Source organism: Clostridium gallinarum (genome assembly GCF_014836325.1).
In the GTDB taxonomy this organism is placed as follows: Bacteria; Bacillota; Clostridia; order Clostridiales; family Clostridiaceae; genus Clostridium; species Clostridium gallinarum.
In genome coordinates this window covers 1-9,299 of the sequence record NZ_JACSQZ010000085.1, presented here as the reverse complement: position 1 = coordinate 9,299, position 9,299 = coordinate 1, and the positions used below count along the sequence as shown (strand labels likewise).

Sequence of the window (9,299 nt, the reverse complement as noted above, 5' to 3'; positions counted from 1 at the left end):
CGCCAGCGTTCGTCCTGAGCCAGGATCAAACTCTCAATAAAAAGTTTAATCTGTTGCTCAAATTACCTTGAGTCTTATGATGTAACAACGCTTCCATTCGTCAGCGTTGTAAGTTCGAATAACTAAATTAAAATTTAGATTCTCACTTAAGACTTAAAAGAATTGCTGGTTTATTTTATACTTAACTTATATTCTGTTCAATTTTCAAAGACCATTTTCTTCGTCGCTCTCAAGCGACTTTATCATCTTACTACTTTAAAATTCATTTGTCAACATTTTTTTAGTTGATACTTTAAAACTTTTTAGTAGTTCGTTCCTAATAAGTTATTCTCTTGGGAACGAAACTTATCTTATCATTAATATTATTTTATTACCTACATTAAACTTATAATTATGGAGAAAATATTTTATTTATTCTAATTTATTCTTTATTTTTCTACATTTTTCTACTATTGATACACCCGGTACATTTGTTATTAATACTTATATATTTTATAAGATGTAGTAGTTATTTTATATAATGTAAGAGGCAGAAATACTCAGAATAAATTTGCTACACTTCCTACCTCTTCTTAATATCATAACCTATAGTGATTTTTTTATTTGAATTGTTACGGGATAAATATTAGTTCCCTTTATCATTTCTTTTTCTAATACTATTGCTCCTTTATCAGCTATTACATTATTCATAACTACATCTTCACCTACAATACAATTCTGCATTATAATACAATTTTTAATTTTAGCACCTTTCCGTAACACTACTCTTCTACCTATTATACAATTTTCAACTTGCCCCTCTATATATGCTCCATTAGCTACTATAGAATTCGTTACTAAACTTTCCTCTGCATATTTAGTTGGAGGTTCATCTTGAGATTTAGTATATATAGGTTTATGATTATAAAATAACTCCATATTTACATTTTGATTTATTATATCTAAATTTGCATCAAAATAGGATTTTATTGAATTTATACAAGATAAATACCCATCAAATTTGAATGCTCCCACTTTAATATCTTTTAAATTATTGGATATATAATGCTTAAACTTCTTATGAATTCCATCCAGTATACATTCATGAATTATTTTAATAAGCAACTCTGTTTTCATTATATACATTTCCATACTTATCATTGCTTGATTATTGCTACCTATATTTTTCCCTATACTTACTACTCTATTATAATCAGCTATATTTAATATTTCACACTCTAAAAAAGATTTATTAGCATCATTTACCTCTTTATATATCATTGTTATATCATTCATAGATTTTATATGGTATCTTAATACCTCACTATAATCTATATTACAAATCATATAAGAAGGACTAATAAGTACATATTCTTTCTTACTCTGCTCAATAAATTCAATATTTTCATAAAAATTATGAATATCATCTATATTAGGATTATAGTCACTAAAATTAAATACTCTAAGACCATCCTTCTTTCTATGCAAATCCCACGGCCTTCCATTAGTAAGGTGATTTATTAATGATCTAGATTTATTTTTAGTAAAAATACCAATCCCCTCTATTCCAGAGTTAGCCATATTAGATAAAACAAAATCTATAATTCTATATCTAGCGGAAAATGGAACAGAAGCTAGTGTTCTATATCTAACTAACTCACCCATTCTCCTTTCATTTTCATCTAAATTTATTATTCCTAAACAATTATTCAATCCCCTTAGCCCTCCCCTAGATTTTAACTCTTTTATTTATCTCTGTTATTTCTTTATGCTTAATATCTGAATTATTAATTACATATTCATATGCTCCTACAACCTTTATACCTTTTATATCCCCAATTTTACATCCATGATTTATTATTGCATTATTACCTACAATAGCTTTTTCTATTTTAACATTATCTCCAATTTGTACATTAGGCATTATTACTGAATCTCTTATTAATGTATTTTTACCAACATAAACCCCTTCAGATAGTACAGAATTTTGAATTTCTCCTTTTATTATGCATCCTTCTACTATTAAAGAATTATTAACTCTAGCCTCTTTACCTATATAGTGTGCTGGCCTTACCTGATTTTGAGAATAAATTTTCCATTGACCATCATGTAAATTTAATTTATTATCATTTTTTAATAAGTCCATATTAGCTTCCCACAAGCTTTCTATTGTCCCCACATCCTTCCAATAGCCATTAAAAGGATACGCAACTAATTTCTTTCCGCTATCTAGCATTTTAGGAATTATATTTTTACCAAAATCATTGCTTGAATTATTGTCCTTTTCATCTTCTATTAAATATTTCTTTAATACTGACCAATCAAATATATAAATACCCATAGATGCATTTGTACTTTTAGGAGAATGAGGTTTTTCTTCAAACTCATATATAGAGTTATCATCTCTAGTATTCATAATTCCAAATCTACTTGCCTCTTCTATTGGTACATCTATAACAGCTATAGTTGCATCTGCTTCTTTATTTTTATGAAACTCTAGCATATTATAATAATCCATCTTATAAATATGATCTCCTGATAATACAAGCACATATTCTGGATCATATCTATCTATAAACTCTATATTTTGATATATAGCATTAGCTGTTCCTTTATACCAATCTCCACCCTTTTCCTCTTGATATGGAGGTAAAATAGATACTCCTCCATCTCTTCTATCTAAATCCCAAGGAGCTCCTATACCTATATGAGAATTTAAATCTAATGGCTTATATTGTGTTAATACCCCTACAGTATAAATTCCTGAGTTAGAGCAATTACTTAAAGGAAAATCTATTATTCTATATTTCCCACCAAAAGGTACAGCTGGTTTTGCTATATTTTTTGTCAAAACTCCTAACCTGGAACCTTGACCACCTGCTAATATCATTGCTATAATTTCCTTTTTTCTCATTTAAATTCCCCTTTTCCTTAAAATAATATTTATAAGTTCTTATATATCCTCATATATTCCTTAGCTGATTTCTCCCAACTACTATCTGTTTCCATAGCACTTTTGATTATTTTATTCCATCTATTCTTATCTTTAAAAATATTTAATGCATATCTAGTTATCATTAAAAGTTCATCTGAAGAATAATTTCTAAAACTAAATCCATTTCCGCTTTCATCATACTCATTATATGGAATTATAGTATCCTTTAATCCACCAGTTTCCCTGACTATAGGAATACTTCCATACCTAAGAGCTATAAGTTGTCCTAACCCACAAGGTTCAAACAAAGATGGCATTAGAAACATATCTGATGCTGCATAAATCTTATGAGCTAATTCATTACTAAATGTTATATTTACACTAATCTTATTCTTAAATTTGTTAGAAAAACTTTTAAAGCTCTCTTCATATATATAATCACCTGTTCCAAGTATAACCACTTGAACATCTTCTTTTAGTAATTCATCAAGTATCTTAACAATTAAATCACATCCCTTTTGATGAGTTAATCTAGAAACTAAACCTATCATAGGGATATCCTTATTTATAGTTAAATTTAGCTTTTCTTGTAATACTTCTTTATTACTTTGCTTATTATCTATTGTTTCAAGTGAATAATTAAAATCTATATATTTATCAGTTATAGGATTGTATTCCTTGTAATCTATACCATTAACTATTCCTTCTAATAAATATTCTCTATACCTTAATAACCCATCAAGTCCTTCACCATATTCAGGAGTCTTAATTTCGTCTGAATAGCTTTTACTAACAGTAAGGATTTTATCTGAATAATTTATTCCTCCCTTTAAAAAACTAATAGCCCCATTATGCTCAAGACTACCATTGTTAAAAACTTCATAATCGTATCCAAAAAGTTCTGAAAGCATTTGTGGTGAAAACATTCCTTTAAAAAATAAATTATGAATTGATAATACAGTTTTAATATCTTTAAACTTTTCCTCTTTAATATATTCTAATTTGTGTAGTACAGGCACCATAGCGGCTTGCCAATCATTACAATGAAGTATATCCGGTGTCCATTCTATATGTTTTAAAAATTCTAATACTGCTCTACTAAAAAATGCAAACTTTTCTCCATCATCATAATAACCATATAGCCCACTTCTTTTAAAATAATATTCGTTATCTAACAAATAAAATTTAACTCCTTCATAATCATATTCAAATATTCCACAATATTGATTTCTCCATCCAACCTTAACCATAAAGTTGTCTATATATTTCAACTTTACTTTTATTTCATCCTTAATATCTCTATAATTAGGAATTATAACTCTTACATCATTACTTAAATTTTTAAGTGCTACTGGTAATGCTCCAATAACATCTCCTAACCCTCCAGTTTTAATAAAAGGATCTGATTCTGATGCTACAAATAAAATTCTCAAACCTATCCCTCCTCAAATATCATTTATTTATAAATTTTGATACCTTAAATACAGATGTAGCCATTGGTGGTACCTTTACTAACATAGACTGTTCTTCATTATGATATTTAACTTCTTCTGATTCTATAACTTCAAAATTTAATTGATTAGATCCTCCAAATAAATTTGAATCCGAATTAAAAGCTTCTAAATATTCACCATTATATGGAACTCCAACTCTAAAATCATGATAAACTACAGGAGTAAAATTACATATAAATATCAATGTATCCTCTTTATTCTTACTTCTTCTTATAAAAATAAATATACTTTGCTTTGAATTATCAGCATCAATCCATTTAAACCCTTTTCTATCATAATCTAACTCCCATAGTGCTTTGTTTTCTTTATAGAATTTATTAATATCTCTAAAAAATATATGAGCTTTTTTATGCATATCAAATTTATCTATTAGTTCCCACTCTAGATCCTCATATTCTCTCCACTCTATAAATTGTCCAAATTCACATCCCATAAAAGTTAATTTCTTTCCTGGATGCCCTATCATATATGATAAATATAATCTTAATCCAGCAAATTTATTCCAATAATCTCCCCACATTTTATCTATCAAAGATTTTTTCCCATGAACTACTTCATCATGAGATATTGGAAGTATAAAATTCTCTGAGTAATTGTACATCATAGAAAATGTAATTTTACTATGTTCATATTTTCTATATATAGGATCTTGTTGAATATACTTCAACGTATCATTCATCCACCCCATATTCCACTTAAAATTAAATCCTAATCCGCCTTCTTCAACACTTTTTGATACATTTGCCCAGGAAGTTGATTCTTCAGCAATCATCATTATGTTATTAAAATTACTAAAAATTGCTTTATTTAATTCCTTTAAAAAGTCAATTCCTTCTAAACAACCATCTCCACCGAAAATATTAGGTTTCCACTCTCCATCTTTTCTTCCATAATTTAAATAAATCATATTAGATACAGCATCAACTCGTAATCCATCTATATGAAATTCATTAAGCCAAAAGAAAGCATTTGAGATTAAAAAGCTTCTTACTTCTGGTTTACCTAAATCAAAATTACAAGTTCCCCATCCTCTATTTTCAGCCTTCCATAATTCTTCATATTCATAAGTTGGGGATCCATCAAACATATACAAACCATGCTCATCCTTACAAAAATGTCCTGGTACCCAATCTAAAATAACTCCTATATTATTATTATGAAGAGTATTTATAAGTTCCTTTAGTTCTTTAGCTGTTCCATATCTACTTGTTGCTGAATAATATCCAGTGATTTGATATCCCCAAGAAGCATCTAATGGATGTTCACTAAGAGGCATAAACTCTACATGTGTATAATTCATTTCTAATAAATATTTAGTTAAGTCATTACATAGCTGTTTATATGTAATAAAGTTATGATCTTTCCTTTTCCATGACCCTAAATGTATTTCATAAATATTAATAGGTTCTTTTAATATTTCCTTTTTTTCTCTATTTTCTATCCATATATCATCATTCCATTTAAAATCATCTTCCTTACTTAATATTGATGCTGTATTAGGTCTCAATTCTGAACATATTGCATAAGGATCTGATTTATATATCCCAACTTTAGATTTTTCACTTATTATATAAAACTTATATCTTGTCCCTTCTTTTATTCCTGATATAAATAAACTCCATATCCCCTCAGTATTAAGCCTTTCCATTCTATATTTCTCTAAAGGTATAAAATCAGAAAAATCTCCTACAACATATATACACTTTGCTTTAGGTGCCCATGTTGTAAATCTCACTCCATCTACTGATTCCTCTTTTGAAAAATGAGCTCCCATGAAACTATAACTTTTATAGTTTTTTCCTTTATGAAATGAATCTATATTTTTATTATTTACTATGAAATTCTTTTTTTTATTTAATAAATGCATCTCATATCCCCTAACCCAACTGTAATATAATGGGAATATTATATCATTAGAGTATTCCTTTTACTATTTTTTCCATAATACTCTAATATATATTATATTTTGTTTTTTAGCAGCAATTTGCAAATATATCTATTTTACATTGTCATAAAATATTACTTTTTATTTTTTTTATATATAATGTATTATTTTTTATCTAATATTTATTAAAAAGCTATTTAAGAATTTATTAAGATTTATTAGAAGTTTAAGTTAAGATTTAACTTTTAAAATAAATATAAATAAGTTTTTGGAGGGATAATTTTGAAAGTTTTAGAAGTAAATAATCTAAAAAAGTCCATTGGTAAAAGAGAGATAATAAAAGATATTTCTTTTTCAATAGAAGAAGGAGAAATATTTGGATTTCTAGGACCAAATGGAGCTGGAAAAACTACTACCATAAGAATGCTAGTTGGTTTAATCCATCCTAATGATGGGAGTATTAAGATTTGCGGATATGATTTAAATAAAAATACTGAGAAAGCATTAAAAGAAGTAGGAGCTGTTGTTGAAAATCCTGAACTATATAAATATTTAACAGGTAGAGAAAATCTAATGCAAATTGCTAGAATTAGAAATATATCAAAAAAAGATGTTGATGAAACTATAGCTTTAGTTGGTCTTGAAAATAGAATAGATGATAAAGTAAAGAAATATTCTCTTGGAATGAAACAACGTTTAGGACTTGCTGCATCACTACTTTCTAAACCTAAACTGCTAATATTAGATGAGCCAACAAATGGTTTAGATCCATCAGGAATATTAGATTTTAGAGAAGTTGTTAAAAAAGCTGCTAAAAAACAAGGCATGGCAGTATTTATATCTTCTCATATTCTATCAGAAGTTCAACATTTATGTGATAGAGTAGCTTTTATAAATAATGGAAGCATTAAATCTATCGAAAATGTAATAAATGAATCTATGGAAACTAATACTGATATAATTTGTTTAAAAATTAAAGATAAGATAAGTTTAGATGAACTAAAAAGTATTGACTATATTAATTCAATAAAAATAACTGAAGATGGAATAGAAATTATTTTATTAGCTAATACCACTTCAAAATTAATTAAATATCTAGTTGATAAAAATATACAAATAGAAGAAGTCTATAAGATTAGAAAAGGACTAGAACAAAGATACATGGAATTAGTTGAAGGAGGTATAAGATAATAATGTTAAATCTTATAAAAAATGAATTTATAAAAATATTTAAAAGATCTAAAACATGGATAGTCTTTATATTATTTATTGCCTTTATTGGAATAACAATCTTTGGTACATGGATGAATGATAAAAATATGAGAGAATGGATTTCTCCTGAGTATCAAATTAAACAAGCCGAAGAGCAATTAGTCTATATTAGAAATGATATAAAAAATGCAGAAGCTGAAGGAGATACTAATTGGTTAAATAGCTCTAAAGAAATAGAAGAAAGCTTACTTAAACAAATTGAAAATAATAAAGAAATAATTAAAAATGGGGTCTCAGAAGATGCATGGAAAAAAGAACTAGATGAAAGAATTGAAAGCCTAGAAACTACTATTAAAGATTATGAAGAAACAGGAATTAATGAATGGAATAAGAAATGGTATTCGGAAGCAAAACAAAATTTAGAAGATTATAAATACCTTAAAGCTAATAATATAAAACCTTTAGATGGATGGGAATTTAATTCTCTTACCTTTTTCAAAAATTTAAATACTTTCTTTGGATTAGGATTGTTAATAGCTGGAATTGCTGTATTTATGAGTGATATTGTTTCTGGAGAATGTACTCCTGCCACTTTAAAATTCTTACTTGTTCAGCCAATGAAAAGATGGAAAATACTTTTATCAAAATATATTGTTTCTATAGTTACAGTTTTATTAATGATTATAATTCCTCAAATTGCTGGAATAGCAATAGTGAATTCTACTAGTACTACTGAAGTTTCTAATTATCCAATTAGAATAGAACAAAAATATAAAAAATCTTTTGATCAGACTTCTCAACAAGTAATATTAGAACAAATTCCTAATACATCAAAAATGGTAAGTAATACTGAATTCACTATAAGAAGCATTGTATATCAATCAATATTTATTGTAACTGCTTGCTCTGTAATATTTATGTTCTCTACAATATTTAAGAGTAGTATGATATCTATGGCAGTCTCAGTAATATTAACTATTTTCCTAACTATTGGAGCACAAGCTATTGGAACCATTAGAGAATATAGTCATCTTTTATTCACAACATATGCAGATGCATCTAGTGTAATAAATTCTAATCTACCATTAACGTATGAAAATCCAAAACTAACAATAGTGAACGGATTAATTTGTATGGCTATAACATCAATTTTAGCTTATACAATAGCACATATTAATTTTACTAAAAAAGATATTTTAATTTAATTTATCCACATACAAAAAAAGTTATCAACATTAATTATCATTTAATTGATTAATATGTTGATAACTTTTTCTTTTAACTTTTATTATTCAGTTAATATTGATAATTACTATTAATTAATATATAATACTAATATATCAATTATTTAAAAGGAGTGTCAAAATGAATTCAAAAGAAAGTAATAATTCAAAGCCACAAGAAATAATTGCTCCTAAAAAAGTAAAATATCAATGTTTACACACTAGTGAAGCTAGAGAATGTACTTGTATTAGAAGCAAGGGCTTAGTTTTAAATAAGTAATAATTATATTATTCATGTACAATTTATTGTTTAAGTAAAAATATAATATATATTTTCTGTTGGGAGAGTATTTTAAAAATACTCTCTCAATTTTTTATTCGTTAGGAAATTATATCTATGGACAAGTTGCGGATAATTTTATTAAAGTAGTAAAATTCGTAGTGTAAGAAATAGAGCTTTTATAATTTCCTTCATTCAGTTTGCAAAGATATAAACATTGTATGACGGCGACTTGGAGCGCATGCGACGGAGCAAGGAATATAATGTTTAT

Annotated in this window: 7 protein-coding genes; 3 read left to right on the top strand and 4 right to left on the bottom strand. The window is 26.8% G+C overall.

The genetic code is table 11. The features are described 5' to 3' along the window. Window positions 1-585: 585 nt before the first annotated feature. Genes glgD through glgB form a run of 4 tightly spaced genes read right to left on the bottom strand, consistent with a single transcriptional unit; the run spans window position 586 to window position 6,295 of the window. A complete protein-coding gene (glgD, locus tag H9660_RS15090) occupies window positions 586-1,692 on the bottom strand; it encodes a glucose-1-phosphate adenylyltransferase subunit GlgD (protein WP_191751207.1) in 1,107 nt (368 codons plus the stop codon). Between the two features lie 16 nt (window positions 1,693-1,708). Next, a complete protein-coding gene (locus H9660_RS15085; RefSeq protein WP_191751206.1) occupies window positions 1,709-2,893 on the bottom strand; it encodes a glucose-1-phosphate adenylyltransferase in 1,185 nt (394 codons plus the stop codon). 29 nt (window positions 2,894-2,922) lie between these two features. Continuing rightward, complete coding sequence (gene glgA, locus H9660_RS15080; protein WP_191751205.1) at window positions 2,923-4,347, bottom strand: glycogen synthase GlgA; 1,425 nt, start codon at window positions 4,345-4,347, stop codon at window positions 2,923-2,925. A gap of 19 nt (window positions 4,348-4,366) precedes the next feature. Then, a complete protein-coding gene (gene glgB, locus H9660_RS15075; protein WP_191751204.1) occupies window positions 4,367-6,295 on the bottom strand; it encodes a 1,4-alpha-glucan branching protein GlgB in 1,929 nt (642 codons plus the stop codon). Window positions 6,296-6,595: 300 nt separating this feature from the next. Between glgB and H9660_RS15070 the strand changes: the two genes are divergently transcribed. The 3 genes from H9660_RS15070 to H9660_RS15060 all read left to right on the top strand — a co-directional run bounded on the left by H9660_RS15070 (window position 6,596) and on the right by H9660_RS15060 (window position 9,028). After that, entirely contained in the window at window positions 6,596-7,504 is a 909-nt protein-coding gene (locus H9660_RS15070; protein ID WP_191751203.1) for an ABC transporter ATP-binding protein, read from the top strand. A 2-nt stretch (window positions 7,505-7,506) separates the two neighbouring features. Beyond that, on the top strand, window positions 7,507-8,730 hold the full coding sequence (locus H9660_RS15065) for an ABC transporter permease (protein WP_207729499.1): 1,224 nt from the start codon (window positions 7,507-7,509) through the stop codon (window positions 8,728-8,730). A gap of 160 nt (window positions 8,731-8,890) precedes the next feature. Beyond that, window positions 8,891-9,028, top strand: a complete 138-nt coding sequence (locus H9660_RS15060; protein ID WP_191751202.1) for a hypothetical protein — start codon at window positions 8,891-8,893, stop codon at window positions 9,026-9,028. Window positions 9,029-9,299 lie beyond the last annotated feature (271 nt).

Excerpts from the sequence above, each read along its gene's own strand:
- H9660_RS15085 (WP_191751206.1), bottom strand. The coding sequence starts at position 2,893 with ATGAGAAAAAAGGAAATTATAGCAATGATATTAGCAGGTGGTCAAGGT.
- glgB (WP_191751204.1), bottom strand. The coding sequence starts at position 6,295 with ATGCATTTATTAAATAAAAAAAAGAATTTCATAGTAAATAATAAAAAT.
- H9660_RS15065 (WP_207729499.1), top strand. The coding sequence starts at position 7,507 with ATGTTAAATCTTATAAAAAATGAATTTATAAAAATATTTAAAAGATCT.
- H9660_RS15060 (WP_191751202.1), top strand. The coding sequence starts at position 8,891 with ATGAATTCAAAAGAAAGTAATAATTCAAAGCCACAAGAAATAATTGCT.